The 24,962-nt window shown below is 56.4% G+C and carries 19 protein-coding genes and 1 pseudogene; 13 read left to right on the top strand and 7 right to left on the bottom strand.

What is annotated here, in order from left to right:
* Positions 1 to 80 precede the first annotated feature (80 nt).
* Together degQ and zapG are read right to left on the bottom strand one after the other, a co-directional pair.
* A pseudogene (degQ, locus tag SK62_RS01705) lies at positions 81 to 1,447 on the bottom strand (serine endoprotease DegQ).
* Positions 1,448 to 1,617: 170 nt separating this feature from the next.
* The gene (gene zapG / locus SK62_RS01710; protein ID WP_003860432.1) at positions 1,618 to 2,016 is read right to left on the bottom strand and encodes a Z-ring associated protein ZapG; all 399 of its coding nucleotides are present in this window, start codon (positions 2,014 to 2,016) and stop codon (positions 1,618 to 1,620) included.
* A 189-nt stretch (positions 2,017 to 2,205) separates the two neighbouring features.
* Between zapG and zapE the strand changes: the two genes are divergently transcribed.
* The 10 genes from zapE to nanQ all read left to right on the top strand — a co-directional run bounded on the left by zapE (position 2,206) and on the right by nanQ (position 10,790).
* Positions 2,206 to 3,330: a cell division protein ZapE gene (gene zapE / locus SK62_RS01715; protein ID WP_047719142.1), complete on the top strand. Its 1,125-nt coding sequence runs from the start codon at positions 2,206 to 2,208 to the stop codon at positions 3,328 to 3,330.
* Between the two features lie 292 nt (positions 3,331 to 3,622).
* Positions 3,623 to 4,051, top strand: coding sequence for a 50S ribosomal protein L13 (rplM, locus tag SK62_RS01720; protein ID WP_003860434.1), 429 nt, complete (start codon positions 3,623 to 3,625; stop codon positions 4,049 to 4,051).
* A gap of 15 nt (positions 4,052 to 4,066) precedes the next feature.
* Entirely contained in the window at positions 4,067 to 4,459 is a 393-nt protein-coding gene (gene rpsI / locus SK62_RS01725) for a 30S ribosomal protein S9 (RefSeq protein WP_003860436.1), read from the top strand.
* Positions 4,460 to 4,766: 307 nt separating this feature from the next.
* Complete coding sequence (sspA, locus tag SK62_RS01730; protein ID WP_003860438.1) at positions 4,767 to 5,405, top strand: stringent starvation protein SspA; 639 nt, start codon at positions 4,767 to 4,769, stop codon at positions 5,403 to 5,405.
* A gap of 5 nt (positions 5,406 to 5,410) precedes the next feature.
* Positions 5,411 to 5,908 (top strand): ClpXP protease specificity-enhancing factor, encoded by a 498-nt coding sequence (sspB, locus tag SK62_RS01735; RefSeq protein WP_026080566.1) that lies wholly within the window; start codon positions 5,411 to 5,413, stop codon positions 5,906 to 5,908.
* Between the two features lie 102 nt (positions 5,909 to 6,010).
* On the top strand, positions 6,011 to 6,793 hold the full coding sequence (gene nanR / locus SK62_RS01740) for a transcriptional regulator NanR (protein WP_017382717.1): 783 nt from the start codon (positions 6,011 to 6,013) through the stop codon (positions 6,791 to 6,793).
* A 122-nt stretch (positions 6,794 to 6,915) separates the two neighbouring features.
* The gene (nanA, locus tag SK62_RS01745) at positions 6,916 to 7,809 is read left to right on the top strand and encodes an N-acetylneuraminate lyase (RefSeq protein ID WP_047719140.1); all 894 of its coding nucleotides are present in this window, start codon (positions 6,916 to 6,918) and stop codon (positions 7,807 to 7,809) included.
* Between the two features lie 62 nt (positions 7,810 to 7,871).
* Positions 7,872 to 9,362: an MFS transporter gene (locus SK62_RS01750; RefSeq protein WP_047719139.1), complete on the top strand. Its 1,491-nt coding sequence runs from the start codon at positions 7,872 to 7,874 to the stop codon at positions 9,360 to 9,362.
* Positions 9,363 to 9,450: 88 nt separating this feature from the next.
* A complete protein-coding gene (locus SK62_RS01755) occupies positions 9,451 to 10,323 on the top strand; it encodes an N-acetylmannosamine kinase (RefSeq protein ID WP_015571999.1) in 873 nt (290 codons plus the stop codon).
* The gene (gene nanQ, locus SK62_RS01760; RefSeq protein WP_023295505.1) at positions 10,323 to 10,790 is read left to right on the top strand and encodes an N-acetylneuraminate anomerase; all 468 of its coding nucleotides are present in this window, start codon (positions 10,323 to 10,325) and stop codon (positions 10,788 to 10,790) included. The genes SK62_RS01755 and nanQ overlap by 1 nt, the downstream gene beginning before the upstream one ends.
* Before the next feature lie 89 nt (positions 10,791 to 10,879).
* Here nanQ and SK62_RS01765 read toward each other — a convergent pair whose 3' ends face one another.
* The 4 genes from SK62_RS01765 to gltB all read right to left on the bottom strand — a co-directional run bounded on the left by SK62_RS01765 (position 10,880) and on the right by gltB (position 19,488).
* The gene (locus SK62_RS01765; protein WP_047719136.1) at positions 10,880 to 12,172 is read right to left on the bottom strand and encodes a cytosine deaminase; all 1,293 of its coding nucleotides are present in this window, start codon (positions 12,170 to 12,172) and stop codon (positions 10,880 to 10,882) included.
* Positions 12,162 to 13,412, bottom strand: a complete 1,251-nt coding sequence (gene codB, locus SK62_RS01770) for a cytosine permease (RefSeq protein ID WP_017693905.1) — start codon at positions 13,410 to 13,412, stop codon at positions 12,162 to 12,164. The genes SK62_RS01765 and codB overlap by 11 nt, the downstream gene beginning before the upstream one ends.
* A 187-nt stretch (positions 13,413 to 13,599) precedes the next feature.
* Positions 13,600 to 15,018, bottom strand: a complete 1,419-nt coding sequence (gltD, locus tag SK62_RS01775) for a glutamate synthase subunit GltD (RefSeq protein WP_017382721.1) — start codon at positions 15,016 to 15,018, stop codon at positions 13,600 to 13,602.
* Between the two features lie 9 nt (positions 15,019 to 15,027).
* Positions 15,028 to 19,488: a glutamate synthase large subunit gene (gene gltB / locus SK62_RS01780; RefSeq protein ID WP_017382722.1), complete on the bottom strand. Its 4,461-nt coding sequence runs from the start codon at positions 19,486 to 19,488 to the stop codon at positions 15,028 to 15,030.
* A 687-nt stretch (positions 19,489 to 20,175) separates the two neighbouring features.
* Between gltB and SK62_RS01785 the strand changes: the two genes are divergently transcribed.
* Positions 20,176 to 21,117, top strand: coding sequence for a tRNA modification radical SAM protein MnmL/YtqA (locus SK62_RS01785; RefSeq protein WP_120749524.1), 942 nt, complete (start codon positions 20,176 to 20,178; stop codon positions 21,115 to 21,117).
* Here the strand turns inward: SK62_RS01785 and SK62_RS01790 are convergent.
* Complete coding sequence (locus tag SK62_RS01790) at positions 21,097 to 22,599, bottom strand: helicase HerA-like C-terminal domain-containing protein (RefSeq protein ID WP_048249260.1); 1,503 nt, start codon at positions 22,597 to 22,599, stop codon at positions 21,097 to 21,099. The two genes, SK62_RS01785 and SK62_RS01790, sit on opposite strands and share 21 nt — an antisense overlap.
* Positions 22,600 to 22,736: 137 nt before the next feature.
* Between SK62_RS01790 and SK62_RS01795 the strand changes: the two genes are divergently transcribed.
* Both SK62_RS01795 and SK62_RS01800 read left to right on the top strand, forming a co-directional pair.
* Entirely contained in the window at positions 22,737 to 24,383 is a 1,647-nt protein-coding gene (locus tag SK62_RS01795) for a dihydroxyacetone kinase subunit DhaK (RefSeq protein ID WP_023304495.1), read from the top strand.
* Positions 24,384 to 24,538: 155 nt separating this feature from the next.
* On the top strand, positions 24,539 to 24,962 hold a 424-nt coding region (locus SK62_RS01800; RefSeq protein ID WP_369799525.1), incomplete at its 3' end, for a helix-turn-helix domain-containing protein.

Raw genomic sequence — 24,962 nt, forward strand, 5'->3', positions numbered from 1 at the left:
GTTAAAAAAGGAACGGTTTGCAGCATAACATGAGTTATCCGGACATCACACGCAGCGGCGATGTCCGGAGTCGCAAATGGTTAACGCAGTAAAATGTAGAGGGTGTCGTTGCCACGGATAATTTGCAGGGCAATGACCGCCGGTTTACTCTCCAGCACCTTACGCATTTCGGCAATAGACTGCACGCGAGTGCGGTTCACGCCCACGATCACGTCGTCCTGATGTAAACCTGCCTGCGCGGCCGGGCTGCTCTTCTCAACGGTAGTGACAGAAATGCCTTCGTGCCGTTTTTAAGCTGACCGTCGCTCAGCGTAGCGCCCTGTAGAGCCGGGGAGATCTGTTCTGCGCTGGCGGAAGAGGAGGTGCTTTTGTCCAGCGTCACTTCCACGGTCAGCGGTTTGCCCTCACGGATCAGGCCCAGCTTCACTTTAGCGCCCGGCTCCGTGGTGGCAATACGTGATCGTAATTCAGCGAAGCTGCTCAGCGGTTTATCGTTCAGGCTGACAATAATGTCGCCGGATTTCACGCCCGCTTTCGCAGAGCCTGAGTTGGGCAGCACTTCGCTGACAAACGCCCCGCGCTGGACGTTGAGCTTAAAGGCTTTGGCGATATCGGCGCTCATCTCCATGCCTTTGATGCCCAGCAGACCGCGCTTAACCTCGCCAAACTGAATCAGCTGTTGAGACAGGGTTTTCGCCATGTTACTCGGAATGGCAAAACCAATCCCGATGCTGCCGCCGCCTGGCGCGAGGATAGCGGTGTTGATGCCGATCAGCTCGCCGTTCAGATTAAGCAGCGCACCGCCGGAGTTGCCCCGGTTGATGGAGGCGTCGGTCTGGATGAAGTTTTCCAGCCCTTCGAGATTCAGGCCGCTGCGCCCCAGGGCGGAGACAATCCCGGAGGTGGCGGTTTGGCCTAAGCCGAACGGGTTACCGACCGCGACGGCAAAATCACCGACGCGTAGCTTATCGGAATCTGCAATGGCGATCTGGGTCAGATTGCTGGGGTTTTGCACCTGTAGCAGGGCGATATCACTCTGATCGTCACCGCCGATCAGTTTGGCGTCAAACTCCCGGCCATCGTTCAGCTGAACGCTGATTTTATCGGCCTGGCTGATCACGTGGTTATTGGTCAGGATATAGCCCTTAGCCGCGTCGATAATCACCCCTGAGCCCAGGCCTTCAAAGGGCTGAGCCTGCTGATCCGGCGCATCTTCGCCAAAATATTTCTTCAGCTCTTCAGGAATACGCTGGCTTTGGCGTGCCGTCCCTTCCACCTGAACGCTGACTACCGCAGGCAGGACTTTTTCAAGCATCGGCGCAAGGCTGGGAATGGCTTCTTGTCCAGGCACCTGCGAAGGCAGTGCCGCACTGGCGGGGAAGGACGCCGAGAGAGATAACCCGACACTTAACGCTAAGGCGCTCAACAGCTGGTTTTTTTTCTTCATTGATGCTGACTCTCGTATCCTGGAATGAAAAAGAACGGCCCCAAAAACATCTTGATGTTATTGAATTTTCAACCGCTGAACAATGAGGTGTTTGACTAAATAATAGCTGGGGAAGGGAAGAAAGGATGGGCGCATAAGGTGCGCCCGTAAAATTTATTCAGGTTGTGCGATTAATCGCGTTTTACGCCACCGCGCAGCAGGCCGGACGCGCCGTCTGAATAGTCGCGTGGCATCTGAACCGGAGCCTGATCGTTACCGGCTTCAGAATCAGCCAGACGATTGCGGAAGGGGTTGGTCTCCGCGGTCATTTCCGGCAGCAGGCTGCTGGAGCTTTTCGCCATGTGCTGGTAGAGCTGGCGATAATCTGTCGCCATGTTGTCCAGCAGCTCAGCGCTACGGGCAAAGTGGCTGACCAGCTCTTCGCGATATTCTTCCAGTTCGGCTTTGTTCTTTTCCAGTTCGTATTGCAGTGACTGCTGCTGACGCAATTTGCGGTTACCGAAACGCATGGCCACAGCACCAATGATGATGCCGACGACTAAACCGATTAGCGCATATTCCCAGGTCATGAACTTCTCCCGTTGTCTTGTTGTTCCGTAGGGTGTTGGCTCGGCTCCTGCCTGTGCCTGATTATGCCACTATAACCGCTATTTCCGCAGAAGTGGAATCCTGACGTATCATCGCGTAGTGTAGAACGGCCTTTTTTTCATCAGCCACGCGCGCTGGTGAGGTTTAACTAAAGGAATAACAACAACATCATGCAAAACCTGTCCCCTTCATCGCGTTACCAACTGGCCCTGAGCGAGGGCACACACCAGCCGGATGATGTCCAGCGTGAAGCGGTTAACCGCCTGGACACTATTTATCAGGAACTTCTGGCGAAATCCGCCGATGCGGTGCAGAGCAGTGGGCTGAAGGCGGCATTCGGCCGTTTACTGGGCAAAAAAGAGCCCACGGTGAACGCACCGGTTCGTGGCTTATATATGTGGGGCGGCGTTGGGCGGGGTAAGACCTGGCTGATGGACATGTTCTACCAGAGCCTGCCCGGCACGCGTAAGCAGCGCCTGCACTTTCACCGTTTTATGCTGCGGGTCCATGAAGAGCTGACGGCGCTCCAGGGCGAAACCGACCCGCTGGACATTGTGGCCGATCGCTTTAAGGCGGAAACGGACGTGCTCTGCTTCGACGAGTTCTTTGTTTCCGATATTACGGATGCCATGCTGTTGGGGGGCCTCATGAAAGCGCTGTTTGCGCGTGGGATCACTCTGGTGGCGACCTCCAATATCCCGCCGGATGAGCTTTATCGCAATGGTCTCCAGCGGGCGCGTTTCCTGCCGGCCATTGATGCTATCAAACAGCACTGCGACATCATGAACGTCGATGCCGGCGTCGATTATCGACTGCGCACATTAACGCAGGCACACCTGTGGCTTTCGCCGTTGAACGCCGACACAGCCCGCGAGATGGATAAACTGTGGCTGGCGCTGGCGGGAGCGCCGCGGGGTAACGCGCCAGCGCTGGAGATTAATCATCGTCCGTTGCCGACGCTTGGCGTAGAAAACCAGACGCTGGCCGTCTCGTTTGCAACGCTCTGCGTGGACGCCCGCAGCCAGCATGACTACATTGCACTTTCGCGTCTGTTCCATACCGTTATGTTGTGGGATGTGCCCGTTATGACCCCACTCATGGAGAGCGAAGCGCGCCGCTTCATCGCGCTGGTAGATGAGTTTTACGAGCGCCACGTTAAGCTGGTGGTCAGCGCCGAGGTGCCTTTATATGAGGTTTATCAGGGCGAGCGCCTGAAGTTTGAGTTCCAGCGCTGCCTGTCGCGCCTGCAAGAGATGCAGAGCGAAGAGTACCTCAAGCGTGAGCATATGCCGTAATAAATGCTCCCCTCTCCCCGTGGGAGAGGGGCTGGGGGTGAGGGCACCAGACCGCACAATACCTGACCCCGAAAAACCCATTCCAAATCACATTTAAGGGTCGATCTTTGACCTCAACTTCTCTATAATCTTGCGACCCCACGTTACGAGAAGGTTTTTTTCCCGAAACTTTCTATGTGTCGGCATGTGCTATTCGAAGGGGTAGGTTTGCCGGACTTTGTCGTGTGAACCTCAACTGACTAAACGTTTGGGTGTTCACCAACGTGTAACTTATTATTTGGGTAAGCTTTTAATGAAAACTTTTACAGCTAAACCAGAAACCGTACAGCGCGACTGGTATGTTGTTGACGCGACCGGTAAAACTCTGGGCCGTCTGGCTACTGAACTGGCTCGTCGCCTGCGCGGTAAGCATAAAGCGGAATACACTCCGCACGTTGATACCGGTGATTACATCATCGTTCTGAACGCTGACAAAGTTGCTGTTACCGGCAACAAGCGTACTGACAAAATGTACTACCACCACACCGGCCACATCGGTGGTATCAAAGAAGCGACCTTTGAAGAGATGATTGCCCGCCGTCCTGAGCGTGTGATTGAAATCGCGGTTAAAGGCATGCTGCCAAAAGGCCCGCTGGGTCGTGCTATGTTCCGTAAACTGAAAGTTTACGCAGGCAACGAGCACAACCACGCGGCACAGCAACCGCAAGTTCTTGACATCTAATCGGGATTATAGGCAATGGCTGAAAATCAATACTACGGCACTGGTCGCCGCAAAAGTTCCGCAGCTCGCGTTTTCATCAAACCGGGCAGTGGTAAAATCGTAATCAACCAGCGTTCTCTGGAACAATACTTCGGTCGCGAAACTGCCCGCATGGTAGTTCGCCAGCCGCTGGAACTGGTTGATATGGTAGAAAAACTGGATCTGTACATCACCGTTAAAGGTGGTGGTATCTCCGGTCAGGCAGGTGCGATCCGTCACGGTATCACCCGCGCGCTGATGGAGTACGACGAATCCCTGCGTTCTGAACTGCGTAAAGCTGGCTTCGTTACTCGTGACGCTCGTCAGGTTGAACGTAAGAAAGTGGGTCTGCGTAAAGCACGTCGTCGTCCACAGTTCTCCAAACGTTAATCCATTCTGCTTACGCAGAACGATTGGCGAAAAACCCGCTTCGGCGGGTTTTTTTATGGATAATGCGCAGGTTATCCACAGTAACATTTCATATATCTTCTCTTTTTCCACATTTCCGGAATCCCCTCACCACAAAGCCATCAAAATCTGGTAAACTATCATCCAATTTTCTGCCCAAATATCGGTGAATACTCGATTTTTGTTCGATTCTTGAACAATGTGTCTTCTCTGGGATGGGCGATACATCATCTGGCTGGCCCCGTTGGGCTGGTAGCAGTAAAAATTCTGAATATACCTGGAGGTTTTCATGGCTGTCGCTGCCAACAAACGTTCGGTAATGACGCTGTTTTCTGGTCCTACTGACATTTATAGCCATCAGGTTCGTATCGTGCTGGCCGAGAAGGGTGTCAGTTTTGAGATCGAGCATGTGGAAAAGGATAACCCGCCTCAGGATCTGATCGATCTCAACCCGAGCCAAAGCGTACCGACGCTGGTGGATCGCGAGCTGACCCTGTGGGAATCCCGTATCATTATGGAATACCTGGATGAGCGTTTCCCGCATCCGCCGCTGATGCCTGTTTATCCTGTTGCGCGTGGTGAAAGCCGCCTGTACATGCAGCGTATCGAGAAAGACTGGTACTCGCTGATGAATGTTATCGTCAACGGTTCCTCTTCTGAAGCGGATGCTGCACGTAAACAGCTGCGTGAAGAGCTGCTGGCAATCGCGCCAGTCTTTGGTCAGAAGCCTTTCTTCCTGAGCGATGAGTTCAGCCTGGTCGATTGCTACCTGGCTCCGTTGCTGTGGCGTCTGCCAACCCTGGGCGTAGAGTTCAGCGGCCCTGGCGCGAAAGAGCTGAAAGGCTATATGACTCGCGTCTTTGAACGCGACTCTTTCCTGGCATCTTTAACTGAACCGGAACGTGAAATGCGTCTCGGCCGAGGCTAATGACTGTGGAAATGTCACAACTTTCACCACGCCGTCCGTATCTGCTGCGCGCCTTCTATGAATGGCTGCTGGATAACCAGCTCACGCCGCACCTGGTTGTGGATGTGACGTTGCCGGGCGTGCTGGTTCCAATGGAATACGCGCGCGACGGACAGATTGTACTGAATATTGCGCCACGCGCAGTGGGTAACCTGGAGCTGGCGAACGACGAAGTGCGCTTTAATGCGCGCTTCGGCGGCGTGCCGCGTCAGGTTTCCGTGCCGCTGGCAGCTGTGCTGGCTATCTACGCCCGTGAAAACGGTGCGGGCACCATGTTTGAGCCGGAAGCGGCTTATGATGAAGAGGTTGCCAGCCTGAATGATGATGAGGCATCCGATGAACGCGAAAGCGACACGGTAATGTCTGTCATCGATGGCGATAAACCCGATCATAATGATGACACCGATCCGGATGACGAGCCACCACCACGCGGTGGTCGTCCCGCACTGCGCGTTGTGAAATAAACCAACAGGCCCGACGGGCCTGTTTTGCTTTCGGTCCCTTTTCGCCCCCTCTAATTTCCTGTGTTATGATGAACTGTTTTCCTTCAATGGCACCGGACTGCAATGAAACCGACTGATCTTAAAGCTGAAAACTCTGATGAAACCATTGGTCGCAGCCTGCGCCGTCGGCCGCTGGCGCGCAAAAAACTGTCTGATATGGTGGAAGAAGAGCTGGAGCAGATGATCCGTCGGAAGGAATTTGCCCAGGGAGAGCAGTTACCCTCCGAGCGCGAACTGATGGAGTTCTTCAACGTGGGTCGCCCCTCGGTGCGCGAAGCGCTGGCGGCGCTAAAGCGTAAAGGGCTGGTGCAGATTAACAACGGTGAACGTGCCCGCGTAACCATGCCGTCTGCCGATACCATCATCAGTGAATTGTCGGGAATGGCGAAAGACTTTCTGACCCAGCCCGGCGGTATTGCCCATTTCGAGCAGCTTCGCCTGTTCTTTGAATCCAGCCTTGTTCGTTATGCCGCAGAATATGCCACTGACGATCAGATTGCGCAGCTCACGAAAGCCCTGGAGATCAACAGCCAGTCCCTGGATGACAACACGCTATTTATTCGTTCCGATGTCGATTTTCACCGCGTGCTGGCGGAGATCCCCGGCAATCCGATCTTCAATGCGATCCACGTTGCGCTGCTTGACTGGTTAATTGCGGCGCGTCCTAAAGTGCCGGACGCAGAGCTTTATCAGCATAATGAAGTCAGCTATCGCCAGCATATCGCAATTGTGGATGCGATCCGCCGCCGCGATCCCGATGAAGCGGATCGGGCGTTGCAAACTCACCTTAACAGCGTCTCCGCCACCTGGCACGCTTTCGGCCAGCATTCAAAAGCCAAAAAATAACGATCCTTTAGTGAAGCAGATCGCAATATAAGCGTTCTGTATTCTACTGCTGCTTAATTGATCTGGTATAACAGGTATAAAGGTATGTCGTTATAACAAACACACGATCGATTGAGGTAACTATGGCAACGCAATTACGCGGCGTAATGGCCGCACTCCTGACCCCGTTTAACTCTGAGCAGATGCTGGATAAAGAAAGCCTGCGCCGTCTGGTGCGGTTCAATATTGAACAGGGTATCGATGGGCTGTACGTCGGCGGTTCAACGGGAGAGGCCTTTGTACAGAGCCTTTCGGAACGAGAGCAGGTGATGGAGATTGTGGCGGAAGAGGCGAAGGGGAAAATCACGCTCATCGCCCATGTTGGCTGCGTCAGCACGGCGGAAAGCCAGCAGTTAGCCATGGCCGCCGCCCGCCTCGGTTTTGACGCTGTATCCGCCGTCACACCGTTTTACTATCCCTTTAGCTTTGAAGAACATTGCGATCATTACCGTGCAATTATTGATTCGGCGGATGGTCTGCCGATGGTGGTCTATAACATTCCGGCGTTAAGCGGCGTGAAGTTAAGCCTGGATCAGATCAACACGCTGGTAACGCTCCCCGGCGTCGGCGCGCTGAAGCAAACCTCCGGCGATCTCTTCCAGATGGAGCAGATCCGTCGCGAACATCCGGATCTGGTGCTCTACAACGGCTATGACGAGATCTTCGCCTCCGGCCTGCTGGCCGGCGCGGACGGGGGGATCGGCAGCACCTACAACATTATGGGCTGGCGCTACCAGGCGATCGCTAAAGCGGTTCGTGAAGGGGATAACGCCACCGCACAGCGCCTGCAAAGCGAATGCAACAAGGTGATCGATCTGCTGATTAAAGCCGGGGTGTTCCGTGGTCTGAAAACGGTTCTGCACTATATGGACGTGGTATCCGTGCCGCTGTGCCGTAAGCCGTTTGCCCCTGTGGATGAAAAATTCGCGCCAGCGCTGAAAGCGCTGGCGGAGCAGCTAATGGCGGAAAAACGCTAACACATCGCCGGGGGCGCAGCCGCCATCCGGCAAAACGACAGAGAAATCGTCGGGAGAGTGAAATGAGTAAGTCTACCCAAAGCATCCCGTGGTACCGCCATCTTACCCGTCCTCAGTGGCGCGCCTTCTCCGCCGCCTGGCTGGGATATCTGCTTGATGGCTTCGATTTTGTATTGATAGCCTTAGTCCTGACAGAAATAAAAAGCGAGTTTGCCCTGACGACAGTGGAAGCGGCGAGCCTGATTTCGGCGGCCTTTATATCGCGCTGGTTCGGCGGCCTGCTGCTGGGCGCCATGGGCGACCGCTATGGCCGCAAGCTGGCGATGATCACCAGCATCGTGCTCTTTTCCTGCGGTACGCTGGCCTGCGGTTTTGCGCCGGGTTACGTCACCCTGTTTATCGCCCGCATGGTGATAGGCATGGGGATGGCGGGGGAATATGGCTCCAGCGCAACCTATGTGATTGAAAGCTGGCCAAAGCACCTGCGCAACAAGGCGAGTGGTTTTCTGATTTCCGGTTTCTCCGTCGGCGCCGTGGTTGCGGCCCAGGTCTACAGCCTTGTCGTGCCCGTCTGGGGCTGGCGGGCGCTGTTCTTTATCGGCATTCTGCCCATCGTCTTTGCCCTGTGGCTGCGGAAAAATATTCCGGAAGCTGAGGACTGGAAAGCGAAGCACGAAGGCAAAGTCCCGGTGCGCACCATGGTTGATATTCTGTATCGCGGCAAATACCGCGTCATCAATATGGCGATGACGCTGTTTGCCGGTACGGCGCTGTGGTTCTGTTTTGCAGGCGAACTCAACAACGCGGGGCTGGTCGTTATTCTCGGCCTGCTTTGCGCCATCGTCTTTATCAGCTTTATGGTGCAAAGCAGCGGTAAACGCTGGCCGACGGGCGTCACGTTGATGGTTGTCGTGCTCTTCGCCTTTCTCTACTCCTGGCCGATTCAGGCGCTATTACCCACTTATCTGAAAACCGACCTGGCCTATGATCCGTCAACGGTGGCGAAGGTGCTGTTCTTTAGCGGCTTCGGTGCGGCGGTAGGCTGCTGCGTGGGTGGTTTTCTCGGTGACTGGCTTGGCACCCGCAAGGCCTATGTCTGTAGCCTGTTGGCCTCACAGCTCCTGATTGTTCCCGTCTTTGCGATCGGCGGCGCCAATGTCTGGGTGTTGGGCTTGTTACTCTTTTTCCAGCAGATGCTGGGGCAGGGGATCTCCGGGATCTTACCCAAACTCATCGGCGGCTATTTCGATACCGACCAGCGTGCGGCGGGTCTGGGCTTTACCTACAACGTTGGCGCGTTGGGCGGCGCGATTGCCCCGGTGATTGGCGCGCTGCTGTCGCAGGATATGGCGCTGGGCACGGCCCTGGGATCGCTCTCTTTTGGCCTGACGTTTGTGGTGATCTTGCTTATTGGTCTGGATATGCCCTCCCGCGTTCAGCGCTGGATCAGGCCAGAAGCCCTGCGTACGCATGACGCTATTGACGGTAAACCTTTCAGCGGAGCCGTCCCGTTTGGCGGCGATAAAAGCGCTTTAGCGAAAAGCAAAAGTTAATCCGCTTGCCCGGACCTGTACCGGGCACATTCGTAAGGGATGAGGTATGTCACAACGGGATAAAAACATTTCCGAGCGGGGCGGTGCTATGACGACACTGGCGATAGACATAGGTGGAACTAAACTTGCCGCCGCCCTGGTGGATGACGGTTTACAGATCCACGCGCGACGCGAATGCCCTACGCCCGCCAGTAAGACGCCTGACGCACTGCGTGAGGCGCTGGCTGAGCTGGTCAAGCCGTTACAGACCCAGGCAACGCGTGCGGCCATTGCCTCAACCGGAATCATTCAGGACGGCAATCTGCTGGCGATTAACCCGCAAAATCTCGGAGGATTGCACCATTTTCCGCTGGTGCAGACGCTCGAAGACATTGCTGGTTTGCCGACCCTGGCGATCAATGATGCTCAGGCTGCGGCATGGGCGGAATATCACGTTAGTGCGAAGGAAATTAAAGACATGGTATTCCTGACTGTTTCAACGGGCGTGGGGGGCGGCGTAGTCAGTAACGGGAAACTCGTGACCGGAAGCGGCGGACTGGCTGGGCATCTTGGGCATACGCTCGCCGATCCAAACGGCCCGCAATGCGGCTGTGGTCGCGTGGGGTGCGTGGAAGCCATCGCGTCTGGTCGCGGTATTGCCGCCGCAGCCAGGGGAGAGCTTGCAGGATGCGATGCAAAAACGATTTTTGCGCGCGCGGCAGAGGGAAATAAACAGGCGGCGGAACTGGTCCAACGTTCTGCACAGGTACTGGCGCGGCTTATTGCCGACACGAAAGCGGTGATGGACTGCCAGCGCGTGGTGATTGGCGGCAGCATCGGGCTGGCAGGAGGGTATCTGGCGCGGGTCCGCGCGTATCTTGAGGAGCATCCTTCTGTTTATCACGTTGAATTAACCGCCGCGCACTATCGACACGATGCGGGCTTACTGGGCGCGGCGCTGTTGGCTCAGGGAGAAAGATGATGTTTTTTGGTGAGATTCGGACGCTTCCCTCCACGGGGTTGCATCCCGTTCTTCTGGAGGCGCTAACCCTCGCGCTGGCTGCCCGTCCGCTGGAAAAAGCGGCAGGACGTTATGAGCTTCGCGGTGAGGATATCTTCATGAACGTGATGACGTTTGCCACGCAGTTTCCAGACCAGAAGAAAGCGGAACTGCATGAGCAATATATTGATATCCAGGTGTTATTGACGGGAGAAGAGCGCATCCTCTTTGGCGTGACGGGCTCGGCACGCCAGCGTGAAGATTTTCATCCTGAAGAAGATTATCAGTTGTGCAGTGAGATTGCAGGTGAACAGTGTGTCACCCTCCGGCCGGGGATGTGCGCCGTATTTATGCCGGGAGAGCCACATAAGCCAGGATGCGCAATCCTTGAGCCAGGCGAGATAAAGAAAGTCGTGGTGAAGGTACGCGCCCGCTTGCTGGATACGTAGTTTATAGGCCTGATGGCGCTTCGCTTATCAGGCCTGCGGGCATAACGTAATTTGCAGGCCGGATAAGGCGCAGCCGCCATCCGGCAATGTTATTCGATATTCTGGTGCTTAAACGTCACCGCTTCCGGCTGCGTCAGGTGCAAGGTTGTCTGGCTGGGCACCGTCTCGGCAATCACCTTGCCGTGGCGAACAGAGTATCGTGCCGGCGTCTGGCGACGAACTGCATCAAACCCATTCTCTGCCGGGAGAATCACCAGGTTTGCTGTATTCCCAACGCGCACGCCATAGTCCTGCAAATCGAGCGTTTTCGCGCTGTGGGTAGTGATCAGGTTAAGCCCATCATTTATTTGCCCGTAACCCATCAGTTGGCAAACGTGCAGCCCCATATGCAGAACCTGAAGCATATTCGCGGTTCCCAGCGGATACCACGGATCGAAAACGTCGTCATGACCAAAGCAGACGTTGATCTCCGCTTCCAGCATTTCTTTGACGCGTGTGATGCCTCGGCGTTTGGGATAGGTATCGAAACGGCCCTGCAAATGCGTGTTAACCAGCGGGTTTGCCACGAAGTTAATGCCTGACATTTTTAACAGGCGGAACAGTCGGGACGTATACGCGCCATTATAGGAGTGCATCGCCGTGGTATGGCTGGCGGTCACGCGTGAACCCATTCCGTCACGATGTGCCAGTGCGGCAACGGTTTCAACGAAGCGCGATTGTTCATCATCAATTTCATCACAGTGGACATCGATCAGTCGGTCGTACTTTCTGGCCAGGGAAAACGTTTTATGCAGCGACTCAACGCCATATTCACGCGTAAATTCAAAGTGGGGGATTGCGCCGATGACATCCGCCCCTAAACGCACGGCTTCCTCAAGCAGTTCTTCACCGTTCGGATAAGAAAGAATGCCTTCCTGCGGGAATGCCACAATTTGCATATCGACCCACGGGGCGACTTCCTGCTTCACCTCCAGCATGGCTTTCAGTGCCGTAAGGGTGGGGTCCGAGACGTCAACGTGTGTACGTACGTACTGAATGCCGTTGGCGATTTGCCACTTCAGGGTCTGCATCGCGCGAGTTTTAACGTCTTCGTGGGTAAGCATCGCCTTGCGTTCGGCCCAGCGCTCGATTCCCTCGAAAAGCGTGCCGGACTGGTTCCAGTTCGGTTCACCCGCCGTTTGCGTTGTATCCAGATGGATATGCGGCTCGATGAAAGGAGGGATAACCAGCCCGCATTCGGCGTCCAGCACCTGACCGACTGGCGCAGAGGCGGTTTCCTGAGGATCGATACGGCTGAAGCGTCCGTCCTCAATCGTGATTTGCCATAAACCCTCTTGCCCCTGCAAACGGGCCTGACGGATAGTGAGGGAATTATTCTGCATGGGAAACCTCCGAAGGATTAGCAAGGGTACGTTTGGCGAATGGGTTTAACACCAAATAGCTGAAGACGCCACCCAATACTGCGTTAACGGGGACAATTCCCGGAATGTAGTGCCCGGCAGCAACACCCAGGGCGACCGAGAAAATGGCAATCCAGTTAACGGACACAAATTTTGCGTGGTCGAAGCTGGCATAGCGGCGGCGATTAATCAGGTAGTCGGCGATAATCACCCCGCCAACCGGCGGAATCGCTGCCGACAAAAAGGTCAGCCAGCCAACGAAGTTGTTGTATAGCCACAGCGCGCACAGCGTACCGATAATGCCATTAACCACCGACAGCGTACGGCTGGAAAGACCAGTAATATTGGCGAAACCCAGACCAGAGGCGTACAACGCGTTGTCATTGGTGGTCCAGATATTCAGGCCAAGAACGACAATGGCCGGCAGCAGCAGTCCCTGGGCGATCATCACGTCAGAAATATCGGCCTGTCCTACGGCGGCAGCGCCTGCCGCACCGAAGATAAACATCAGCGAGTTGCCAAGGAAAAATGCCACCATCGCCACCAGAACGGCACCTTTGGCATTGCGGCCAAAGCGGACGAAGTCGGCGGTCAGCGTGCCTGCGCTGATAAACGAGCCTACGACCAGCGCCAGCGCGCTGGAAAAGTTGAGCGGCGTCTGCGGCACAATGGATTTGAGGTGGTCCAATCCTCCCACGCCGTCCACCGCCAGCCAGACGGAGTAGCTACCCAGGATGACGATAGCGGGTACGGCGATGATGGATAAAATCGTCAGTGCCGAGATGCCAAAAAAAATGGTTAACGTCATCAACAGGCCGGAAACTGCAATCAGGATGTTCACGTCGATGCCCGTGGCTTTACTCACCGGGATGGCAAACATCGCTACGCCGACGCCAAACCACCCTACCTGCGTACCGCCTAAAAGCATGGAGGGAAGCCAGGAACCTTTTATACCGAACGAGTAACGCGCAAGAAGATGGGTTGAGAGGCCGGTTTTTGCGCCAATGTAGCCAAGAAAAGCAGTGTAAATACCGAGGAGGAGATTGCCGAAGAGAACTGCGAGGAAGAAATCATTATAGGAAAGACCGGTACCGAGCGTGCCTCCGGTCCACATACTGGCGGAAAAAAACGTTAACCCTAACATCACAAAAGTGAGTGGAACCACGCCTTTCCGCGCCGCCAGAGGGACGGGGCCCTGGCTATAATTGTTATCTTGCGACACAACGCCTCCTTGAATTTTGGCCAAAAAATCCGCCGCATAATATACATTTTTTTCACGAAAGCAAACGTTTACGTCGGGATTTACGCTGCTTTTTTGCTTAAAAAGGCACCATTAACTTAAGGGTAGGCTACTGAAAACAGGCTCCCCAGCGTTCCGCTTTATGCTTCTGCCGGGGAGTCAGAGGGGCTTACACTTCCAGGAAGTTCATGATCCCGTCAGCCGCTTTACGGCCTTCGGCAATCGCCGTGACCACCAGGTCAGAGCCGCGAACGATGTCGCCACCGGCGAAGATTTTCGGGTTGCTGGTCTGGAACGCGTTATCGCTGCCTTCTGGCGCAATGATGCGGCCCTGAGAGTCCAGCTCTACGCTGTGCTTCGCCAGCCACTCCATGCTGTGAGGACGGAAACCAAACGCCATCACCACGGCGTCAGCCGGGATCACGTGTTCAGAACCGGCCACGATCTCCGCGCGACGACGGCCTTTCGCATCTGGCGCACCCATCTCCGTGCGCGCCATCTTCACGCCGCTCACTTTACCGTTGGCATTCACTTCAATACCCAGAGGCTGGATGTTGAACTGGAACTCGACGCCCTCTTCACGTGCGTTTTTCACTTCGCGCTTAGAGCCCGGCATGTTCTCTTCGTCACGGCGGTAGGCACAGATGACATGCGCCGCATTCTGGCGAATGGAGGTACGCACGCAGTCCATTGCGGTATCACCGCCGCCCAGCACCACCACGCGTTTGCCTTCCATGCTGACGAACGGCTCATCGGCGGTCTCGCCGTAGCCCATTAGCTGTTTGGTATTCGCAATCAGGAACGGCAGCGCGTCGTACACGCCTGGCGCATCTTCGTTCTCCAGACCACCGCGCATGGACTGATAAGTGCCTACGCCCAGGAACACGGCGTCGTAATCTTTCAGCAGGTCGTCGAGCTGCACGTCGCGGCCCACTTCGGTGTTGAGTTTGAACTCAATGCCCATGCCGGTGAAGATTTCGCGGCGGCGGGTCATCACCTCTTTCTCCAGCTTGAAGGCCGGGATACCGAAGGTCAGCAGGCCGCCAATCTCCGGGTGGCGATCAAAGACCACCGCCTTCACGCCGTTACGGGTCAGCACGTCCGCACAGGCCAGGCCTGCCGGGCCCGCGCCGATAATCGCTACGCGCTTGTCGGTTTGACGCACACCGGTCATATCCGGGCGCCAGCCCATCTCGAACGCTTTATCGTTGATATAGCGTTCGATGTTGCCGATGGTTACCGCGCCAAACTCGTCGTTCAGCGTACAGGAGCCTTCACACAGACGATCCTGAGGGCACACGCGGCCGCACACTTCCGGCAGGGTGTTGGTCTGATGAGACAGCTCGGCGGCTTCAAAAATACGCCCTTCGTTGGCCAGCTTCAGCCAGTTCGGGATGTAGTTATGGACCGGACACTTCCATTCGCAGTAAGGGTTACCGCAGGACAGGCAGCGGTCTGCCTGTGCTTTGGCCTGGCCTTCTGAAAACGGCTCATAGATTTCAACAAATTCAATTTTACGGATCTTCAGCGGTTTCTTTGGCGGATCAACACGCTGAAGGTCGATAAACTGGTAAACGTTCTGGCTCATCTGAATTCCTTACTGCGCCTGCACGCGCAGCTCTGCTGCGCTACGACTACGGTGACCCAACAGGGCTTTAACATCGCTGGACTTCGGCTTCACCAGCGCGAATTTCGCAGAGAACGCCGGCCAGTTGGCCAGGATCTCTTCGCCGCGCGAAGAGCCGGTATGCTGCACGTGTTCGGTAATTAAACCGCGCAGGTGTTCTTCGTGGATGGCCAGCGTATCAACGTCCAGCACTTCCACCAGCTCCGGGTTCACGCGTTTGCGGAACTCACCGTCTTCATCCAGGACGTAGGCAAAACCGCCCGTCATGCCCGCGCCAAAGTTCACGCCGGTTTTACCCAGGACGCACACAATTCCGCCCGTCATGTATTCACAGCCGTTATCGCCGATGCCTTCCACCACGGTGATGGCGCCGGAGTTACGCACCGCAAAACGTTCGCCCGCACGGCCCGCGGCAAACAGACGACCGCCGGTTGCGCCGTACAGACAGGTATTGCCGATGATGCTCGCTTCATGGCTGCGGAAGGCTGAACCAACCGGAGGACGCACCGCCAGCAGACCGCCCGCCATGCCTTTTCCGACGTAGTCGTTGGCATCGCCGGTCAGGTATAACTCAACTCCGCCTGCGTTCCACACGCCGAAGCTCTGACCCGCGGTACCGCTGAAGTGCGCGGTAATCGGATCCGACGCCAGACCCTGGTCACCGTGCGTTTGCGCGATGTAACCGGAGAGGGACGCACCCACGGAACGGTCGGTGTTGCGGATATCAAACCAGAACGTTTTGCTCTGCTTCTCATCCACATACGGCTTCGCCTGTTGCAGCAGCTGTGCGTTCAGAACGCCGTTGTCGAACGGCGGGTTGTTCTCGGTACAGTAAACCGCTTTGCCAGGATGCGGCTGAGCGGTTTCCAGCAGCTTAGACAGCTCCAGCTTCTGCTGCTTGGCCGTGAAGCCCTCAAGCTCTTTCAGCAGGTCGGTACGGCCAATCAGGTCTACCAGACGCTTCACGCCCAGCTGCGCCATCAGCTCGCGGGTTTCACGGGCGATGAAGTCAAAGTAGTTGGTCACTTTGAACGGCAGGCCGTGGTAGTGATTTTTACGCAGCTTTTCGTCCTGGGTAGCAACGCCCGTTGCACAGTTGTTCAGGTGGCAAATACGCAGGTATTTACAGCCGAGCGCAACCATTGGGCCGGTACCAAAGCCGAAGCTTTCCGCTCCCAGAATCGCCGCTTTGATGATGTCGAGGCCGGTTTTCAGTCCGCCGTCCACCTGCAAACGGATCTTGTGACGCAGGCCGTTAGCGACCAGCGCCTGCTGGGTTTCCACCAGGCCAAGCTCCCACGGACAACCCGCGTATTTCACGGAGGAGAGCGGGCTTGCGCCGGTGCCGCCGTCGTAACCGGCGATGGTGATCAGATCCGCATAGGCTTTCGCCACGCCGGTGGCAATGGTGCCAACGCCCGGTTCGGAAACCAGCTTCACGGAGATCATCGCTTTCGGGTTGACCTGTTTCAGGTCGAAAATCAGCTGCGCCAGATCCTCGATAGAGTAGATATCGTGGTGCGGCGGCGGGGAGATCAGCGTCACGCCCGGCACTGAATAGCGAAGCTTAGCGATGTATGGGGTGACTTTATCACCCGGCAGCTGACCGCCTTCACCCGGTTTCGCACCCTGCGCGACTTTAATCTGAATCACGTCGGCGTTAACCAGGTACGCAGGCGTTACGCCAAAGCGACCAGACGCCACCTGCTTAATACGGGACACTTTATTGGTGCCATAGCGGGCCGGATCTTCACCGCCTTCGCCGGAGTTGGAGTTGCCGCCGATGCTGTTCATGGCTTCCGCCAGCGCTTCGTGGGCTTCCGGGCTCAGCGCGCCGATAGACATCGCCGCGGTGTCGAAACGTTTGAACAGCTCAGACGCGGGTTCAACCTCGTCAATGCTGACCGCTTCATCACCTGGATTGAGGGCAATGAGATCGCGCAGCGTCGCTGCCGGACGGTTATTCACCAGCTCTGCATACTGCTGATAATCGCTGTACTCGCCGCTCTGCACCGCCTGTTGCAGCGTGCGCACCACGTCCGGGTTATAAGCGTGATACTCACCCCCGTGGACATATTTCAGCAGGCCGCCCTGTTCCAGCGGCTTACGTGCCAGCCAGGCGCGTTTCGATAGGTTCACCAGATCCTGCTGGAAGTCAGCAAAACCGGCGCCGCCGATACGGCTGATCACGCCCTGGAAGCAGAGGTTGGCGACGTCGTCATGCAGGCCGACCGCTTCAAACAGCTTCGAGCAGCGGTAAGAGGCGATGGTCGAGATGCCCATTTTGGACATGATTTTGTACAGACCTTTGTTGATGCCGTTACGGTAGTTCAGCATCACAGCGCGGTAGTCTTTGTCGATCGCGCGGGTATCTACCAGGCGGGCCAGCGTTTCGTAGGCCAGATACGGGTAGATTGCCGTGGCGCCAAAGCCTAACAGCACCGCAAAGTGGTGCGGGTCGCGCGCGCTCGCGGTTTCAACGATGATGTTGGCATCGCAGCGCAGGCTCTTGTCCACCAGACGCGTCTGGATAGCCCCCACCGCCATGGGTGCAGGCACCGGCAGACGGTTTTTCGCGATGTTGCGGTCAGACAGCACCAGCAGAACGGTGCCGTTACGCACCATCTGCTCGGCTTTATCGCACAGCGCGTTCACCGTCTCTTCGAGGCTCGTTTCGGTCACGTCGAAGGTGATATCGAGCGTGTCGGCGCGATAGTGCTCCTCGGTCATGGTGGTGAGCTGTTTGAAATCGGAGTACAGCAGGATCGGTGATTTAAAGGTCAGACGGTGCGCCTGGCCTTCAGCTTCACAGAAGACGTTCATCTCACGGCCGATGCTGGTGGCCAGCGACATGACGTGGGCTTCGCGCAGCGGATCGATTGGCGGGTTAGTGACCTGCGCAAACTGCTGACGGAAGTAGTCATAAATAATGCGTGGCTGGCTGGAGAGCACGGCAAACGGGGTATCGTCACCCATTGAGCCGACCGCTTCCTGGCCGTTTTCACCGAGCACGCGGATAACCGAGTCCAGCTCTTCCGCGCTGTAGTTAAACTGCTTCTGGAAGCTCGCGAGGGTGTCATCGTCCAGCTCGCGGCTGCCCACTTCTTCGTCCGACAGATCTTCAAACGGCACCAGACGACGCACGTTTTTCTCCATCCACTCTTTGTACGGATGGCGGCTCTTCAGATCGTTGTCGGTTTCGGCGGAATGCAGAATACGCCCACCGCGGGTGTCGATCACCATCAGCTCGCCCGGTCCGACGCGGCCTTTCTCGACCACTTCGTCTGGCTGGTAATCCCAGATCCCGACTTCAGAGGCACAGGTGATGAGCTTGTCTTTGGTAATAACGTAGCGCGCCGGACGCAGACCATTACGGTCCAGGTTACAGGCGGCAAAACGACCGTCGGACATAACGATGCCCGCCGGGCCGTCCCACGGCTCCATGTGCATGGAGTTAAAGTCGAAGAACGCGCGCAGCTCAGGGTCCATATCCGGGTTGTTCTGCCAGGCCGGTGGCACGAGCAGACGCATGGCGCGCACGATGTCCATCCCGCCCGCCAGCAGCAGTTCCAGCATGTTATCCATGGAGCTGGAGTCCGAGCCGGTTTCGTTCACGAACGGCGCGGCATCGTGCAGGTCCGGGATCAGCGGCGTCTGGAATTTATAGGTACGGGCGCGGGCCCACTGGCGGTTGCCGGTGATGGTGTTGATCTCGCCGTTATGCGCCAGGTAGCGGAACGGCTGCGCCAGCGGCCAGCGTGGAACGGTGTTGGTGGAGAAGCGCTGGTGGAACAGGCAAATGGCCGATTCCAGACGCAGGTCCGCCAGGTCCAGGTAGAAGCGCGGCAGGTCAGCCGGCATACACAGACCTTTATAGATGTTCACAAGGTTAGAGAGGCTACAGACGTAGAACTCTTTATCATCCTGAAGACGTTTTTCAATGCGGCGGCGGGCGATAAACAGACGGCGTTCCATATCACGCGGACGCCAGCCCGCAGGCGCATTGACAAAAATCTGTTCAATACGAGGCAGCGAGGAGAGGGCGATTTCACCGAGCACCCCTTCGTTGGTTGGCACATCGCGCCAGCCGACGATCGACAGGGTTTCACGCTGAAGTTCTTCTTCAACGATGCGGCGTGAGGCGGCAGCTTTTTCAGGATCCTGATTCAGGAACAGCATACCGACAGCGTAGTTTTTGGCTAAACGCCAGCCGCGCTCTTCCGCTACGATACGGAAGAAACGATCCGGTTTTTGCAGCAGCAGGCCGCAACCGTCGCCGGTTTTACCATCGGCAAGGATGGCGCCACGGTGCTGCATACGGGCCAGTGCGTGAATAGCAGTACGCACTACCTTGTGGCTAGGTTCGCCTTCTATGTGGGCGATCAGGCCGAAACCACAGTTATCCTTCTCAAGGGATTTATCGTACAACATATCAGTGAACCTCCCCAGGCTCGTCGGGCTTCCCACTGAACTTTACCGTGGCGCACAGGCGCAGAAAGAGCATGGCGACGGGGTTAGCGTTTCATACGCGGACCTCGCATTCGCCCTCTTTTTCATCCTTTCGCGCAGGTAAACAAGTTTGAGGACTTGCTTCAGAGGGAATCTCAATTACTGCATAAATATGATGAGCAGGCCGCTCATCCAGAAAGCTTCCAGCGGATTTCCAACTTATCGGGAATTGGTACACAGGTCAAATGGCAATCTTATTTATACAAAAATGTGCTAAAGCGTAGTTATCTTTTTGTTTTTAATATGTATTTAACTATTTTTACAACCACTTAAAGCACCGGGGAGGTGCAGGGGAGTGTGATCTGACTCACTATATGAAAGCGGTATTATCGATGCAGCGTGCTGAAATGCAGATTTATAGCAGAATATTAATCTGGTGTTGCATTCGAACCCGCATAAAATCACTGTTTTTCAGTCCTGGCGCTATAAATGAAAAAAACCATCAGAACATAAGGAAAAGTAATTACGTACAGGGTGAATGAAATCTCGGTAATCGTGATTATTTATTCAAACAGATAAAGGCCGTCCAGGGCGATTGATCCAGGTCATCGCCGACAGAGGCTAAAAATGGCAGGCTTGTCCCCTTTCTTCGGGACGGTCTATCAGATTATGCAGTTACAGAAATTAGTCAATATGTTTGGTGGGGATCTTTTGCAGCGCTATGGGCAAAAGGTTCACAAACTGACGCTGCACGGCGGCTTTAGCTGCCCGAATCGCGATGGCACCATCGGGCGTGGTGGCTGCACTTTCTGTAACGTGGCCTCGTTTGCTGACGAGGCCCAGCAGCATAAATCTATCGCTGAACAGCTCGCCCATCAGGCGAGTCTGGTGAATCGCGCGAAGCAGTATCTGGCCTATTTCCAGGCCTACACCAGCACGTGGGCTGAGGTGCAGGTACTGCGCTCGATGTATCAGCAGGCGGTTGCTCAAGCGAACATTGTCGGGCTGTGCGTGGGGACGCGTCCGGACTGCGTGCCGGAGGCCGTGCTGGATTTACTTAGTGAGTACAAAGAGAAGGGCTACGAGATCTGGCTGGAGCTGGGCTTGCAGACCGCGCATGACAAAACCCTGCACCGTATCAATCGCGGGCATGATTTCGCCTACTACCAGCGCACCACGCGTCTCGCCCGTGAGCGTGGATTAAAAGTCTGCTCGCATCTGATTGTCGGCTTGCCAGGAGAAGGGCAGCAGCACGGGCTGGAAACGCTGGAAAAAGTCGTCGAGACCGGCGTGGATGGCATTAAGCTGCATCCGCTGCATATCGTGAAGGGCAGCATAATGGCGAAAGCCTGGGAAGCGGGGCGGTTAAGTGGTATCGAACTCGACGACTATACGGTGACGGCGGGGGAGATGATTCGCCACACGCCTCCGGAGATTGTTTACCACCGCATCTCGGCCAGCGCCCGCCGCCCAACGCTTCTGGCACCGCTCTGGTGTGAGAACCGCTGGACGGGGATGCTGGAAATCGACCGCTATCTACAGGAGAACGGCGTACAGGGGTCGGCGCTTGGCCGCCCGTGGGTTCCCCCGCTACCGGCGACGGCCGCCTAGCAGATTTCCCAGCATGCCGCGTATTATCTGGTTGGTAATCTGACGCGTCGCGCTTTTTGCCATGGTCTGAACCACGCCATCGCGTTTGCCGCCGCGTGGCCCGGTGCTGCCGAACAGAATATCTTTCAGCCCGCCGAGAATGCCGTCGTCCACGGCAACAGATTGCCCTTTTGCGGCAGGGGCATCCTGCGATTCGGCAGTCGCCTGCACCCCTTTTTGCAGCATCTCGAACGCGGATTCGCGATCCACCTCGTCTTCATACTTCCCGTACACCGGGGAGTGATTAATCAGGCCGTTGCGTTCATCGTCCGTTACCGGCCCCATGCGCGAGCAGGGCGCAATCACCATCGCACGCTCGACAACTGTCGGGCTGCCTTTTGCATCGAGGAACGAAATCAGCGCTTCACCGGTACCCAGCGCCTGAATGGCGGTTTCGGTATCAAAGGCCGGATTGGCACGCATGGTTTGCGCCGCGGCTTTCACCGCTTTCTGATCTCTCGGCGTAAAGGCGCGCAGGGCGTGCTGCACGCGGTTACCCAGCTGCCCCAGTACGTTGTCCGGAATATCCGACGGGTTTTGCGACACAAACCAGACCCCGACACCCTTGGAGCGGATCAGGCGGATAACCTGTTCAATTTTATCCAGCAGCACCTGCGGCGCGTCGTTAAACAACAGGTGCGCTTCGTCAAAGAAGAACACCAGTTTGGTTTTTTCCAGATCGCCTGCTTCCGGCAGTTGTTCGTACAGTTCAGAGAGCATCCACAGCAGGCTGGCGGCGTAAAGCTTCGGCATCTGGTAGAGCTTCTCTGCGCTCAGAATGTTGATGATGCCTTTGCCGCTGCTGTCGGTACGCATCCAGTCTTTGATATCCAGCATTGGCTCGCCGAAGAAGTGTTCGGCACCCTGTTGCTCCAGCGTCAGGAGCCCGCGCTGAATGGCGCCCACCGAGGCGCTGCTGATATTGCCGTACTGGTTCTGGAAGGATTTGGCGTTATCGCCAATGTACTGGGTGATGGCGCGCAGATCTTTGAAGTCGAGCAGCAGTAGCCCCTGATCGTCGGCGATACGGAAGATAATGTTCAGTACCCCGGACTGCACGTCGTTGAGGTTAAGCAGACGGGCCAGCAGCAGCGGGCCGAGGTCGGAGACGGTGGCGCGCACCGGATGGCCTTTTTCGCCGAAGATATCCCAGGCCACCACCGGATTACCGTGCGGCGTCCAGTCGGTGATGCCGATATTTTTCAGGCGCTCGAGGAGTTTTTCTGACGCTGCACCTTCCTGAGCCACCCCGGTTAAATCGCCCTTCACGTCAGCCATAAATACCGGCACGCCAGTCTCTGACAACGACTCAGCCAGCTTTTGCAGGGTGACGGTTTTTCCCGTCCCGGTCGCGCCGGTGATCAGGCCATGACGGTTCGCCATCGCGGGCAGTAAAAACAGCTCTTTTTCCAGCGTCCTGGCGATTAACAATGGTGTACTCATGATGCACGTCCTCTCGTAGTCCTGGGTGGAGTATAGGCAACCTGACGGCAAAATGTCTGCGTAAATTCCTCACTTTGCGGCGCATTATCCAGTGCGGACTATGCTTTTGCATACGGTAAACAAAATTTTGGGAAACTATGTCCAGATTCTTTTTTAACGACCGCAAACAGCTTGTCAACGATGCCATTGAAGGCATACTTCTCTCCGCGCCGCACGGTAATCTCGTCAAACTGGATATCGATCCGGCCATCCGCGTGGTGGCTCGCGGCGACTGGGATAAAAGCCGCGTGGCGGTGATCTCCGGTGGCGGCTCCGGCCATGAACCGGCACATGCCGGGTTCGTCGGTAAAGGCATGCTTACCGCAGCGGTGTGTGGCGATCTGTTCGCTTCCCCAAGCGTGGATGCGGTCCTCAATGCCATTGTGGCGGTGACGGGCGATCGTGGCTGCCTGCTGATTGTGAAAAACTACACCGGTGACCGGCTTAACTTTGGCCTGGCGGCGGAAAAAGCCAAACGCTACGGCCTGAAGGTCGAGATGGTTATCGTGGCGGATGATATCGCCCTACCGGATAACAAGCAGCCGCGTGGTATCGCGGGAACGGCGCTGGTGCATAAGATTGCGGGATATGCGGCAGAACAGGGGAAATCGCTGAACGACGTGCGGGATATTGCGCAACAGGCCTGCGATAACCTCTGGAGCCTGGGGGTTGCGATGCAAACCTGTAACCTGCCGGGTAGCGATGATGAAGAAGGGCGCATCAGGCAAGGCCACGTGGAGCTGGGGCTGGGGATTCACGGCGAGCCGGGGGCATCGGTGGTGGATACGCAGAACAGCAGGGCGATTATCGATACGCTGGTGATGCCGCTAAAAGCCCAGGCGGGTGACGGGCGCTTTGCGGTGCTGATCAACAACCTCGGCGGCGTGTCAGCGCTGGAGATGGCTCTGCTCACCAAAGAGCTGGCGCATTCGGCGTTGAAAGAGAACATTGCGTATCTGATTGGCCCGGCGCCGCTGGTGAGTGCTCTGGATATGAAAGGCTTTTCGCTAACGCTGTTAAAGCTCAACGATTTCTTCGAGAAGGCGATTCACGCCGAGGTCGAGACGCTGGGCTGGCAGAAGCCCGTCGCGTTCGCGCCCCTGCGTACCGTCCCCCATAGCGCCCTTCATGATCGCGTGGAATATACCCCGTCGGACAATCCGCAGGTGAGCGAGGCCGTCGCCTCGGTAACGAAAACATTGATCCAGCTGGAAAATCGCCTTAACGCGCTGGATGCCAAAGTAGGCGATGGCGATACGGGCTCCACCTTTGCGCAAGGGGCGCGGGATATTGCGCAGCGACTTGAGGAGAACAACCTGCCCCTTAACGACGTGCCGACATTACTCCTGCTGGTTGGCGAGCGGCTGGCAACGGTAATGGGCGGATCGAGCGGCGTATTGATGTCGATCTTCTTCACTGCGGCAGGACAAAAGCTTCACGATGGACAGTCGCTACCTGAAGCATTGCTGAGCGGACTGGCGCAGATGAAGCAGTATGGCGGTGCAGATCTCGGCGATCGTACGCTGATCGATGCCCTGCAACCGGCGCTGGAGGCGTTACAGAAAGGCAATATTCAGGCGGCAGCGCAGGCCGCGCAGCAAGGGGCTGAAGCAACGGCGAAAATGGCGAAAGCCGGCGCGGGACGCTCGTCGTACGTGAATAAAGAGAATCTGGACGGGGTGATGGATCCGGGGGCGGTCGCGGTGGCGGAAGTGTTTAAGACCATGGTAGATGCAAAACGGTAACAACCGTTACCGTTTTTAGTGTTTGCGCCCTCTCCCTGTGGGTGTACGGTCCGGGGACATAGTGAACACTTGTTCGGGGACATGGTAGACACTTACAACTAAGGCATAAGAACCCGTTTATGGAGTCGCTTATGCCCTGGGATGCGAGAGATACCATGTCATTACGTACCGAGTTTGTTTTGTTCGCCTCGCAGGACGGGGCGAACATCCGTTCCCTCTGCCGTCACTACGGCATTTCCCCTGCCACCGGCTACAAGTGGCTTCAGCGCTGGGTTCAGGAAGGCGCCGCCGGCCTTCAGGACCGCCCGCGCATACCGCACCATTCCCCGAACCGCTCGTCAGACGACATCACTGCCCTGCTGCGCATGGCACATGCCCGTCATGAACGCTGGGGAGCCCGCAAGATTAAGCGCTGGCTCGAAGACCAGGGACACACCATGCCTGCCTTCAGCACCGTCCATAACCTGATGGCCCGCCATGGCCTGCTGCCGGGAACGGCGCCCGGTATTCCGGCTACGGGCCGCTTCGAACACGATGCGCCGAACAGGCTCTGGCAGATGGATTTTAAGGGCCACTTTC

The organism is Enterobacter sp. BIDMC109 (assembly GCF_001037885.1).
Classification (GTDB): Bacteria; Pseudomonadota; Gammaproteobacteria; order Enterobacterales; family Enterobacteriaceae; genus Enterobacter; species Enterobacter hormaechei_C.